Source organism: Arthrobacter sp. ZGTC212, from assembly GCF_002929255.1.
Classification (GTDB): Bacteria; Actinomycetota; Actinomycetes; order Actinomycetales; family Micrococcaceae; genus Arthrobacter_B; species Arthrobacter_B sunyaminii.
This window is the reverse complement of record NZ_PJIJ01000057.1, coordinates 1-570: the sequence shown is the minus strand read 5'-3', so window position 1 is coordinate 570 and position 570 is coordinate 1. Positions and strand designations below refer to the sequence as shown.

The following is a 570-nucleotide window of genomic DNA, read 5'->3' as shown; positions in this document are numbered from 1 at the left end:
CATCGACGAGGGACTGCATGCGGTCCAGCTCCTCCAGGAGCAGCACCTGGGTCTCGCTGACATCCTTGGGATCTTCCGCCTGCAGCAGCTGGAGATGGCCGCCAATGATGGTCAGGGGTGTCCGAAGTTCATGGCTGGCGTCGTCCACAAACTGGCGCTGGTCTGCGATGCCCGTTTCCAGCCTGTCCAGCATGCGGTTGAAGTCATTTGCCAGTTGCGAAACGTCGTCATCGCCGGATGGGACCAGCACGCGGGTACTTAGGTTCCCAAACGTGATGGAGCCGGTGGCCTGGCGAAGGCGCCGGATGGGAACAAACAGGCGGCCTGTCACCGCGAAGCCCACGGCGCCGGCCAGCAGCAGCGTGGCCACCGACGCCACAGCAAAGGTGCCGAAGGACCCGATCATCTGCTCCCGCTGCCGGCCGATTTCGTTTGCTGCGACCAGCAACCCGCCTGCGCTTCCGTCTCCGAGCGATACGGAGGTTATGGCCAGGCGCACCGTCCGCCCGTCCAGCGGCATGTCATGGAAGACAGTCTGGTTTTCAGCGTGCCGGGCGCCGGCTGCCTCGA

The 570-nt window shown here is 64.6% G+C and carries 1 protein-coding gene; it reads right to left on the bottom strand.

Annotation, left to right across the window (positions count from 1 at the left end):
• Nucleotides 1-570: histidine kinase dimerization/phospho-acceptor domain-containing protein (locus tag CXQ89_RS17845; protein ID WP_146067309.1), on the bottom strand; the 570-nt coding region annotated here is incomplete at both ends.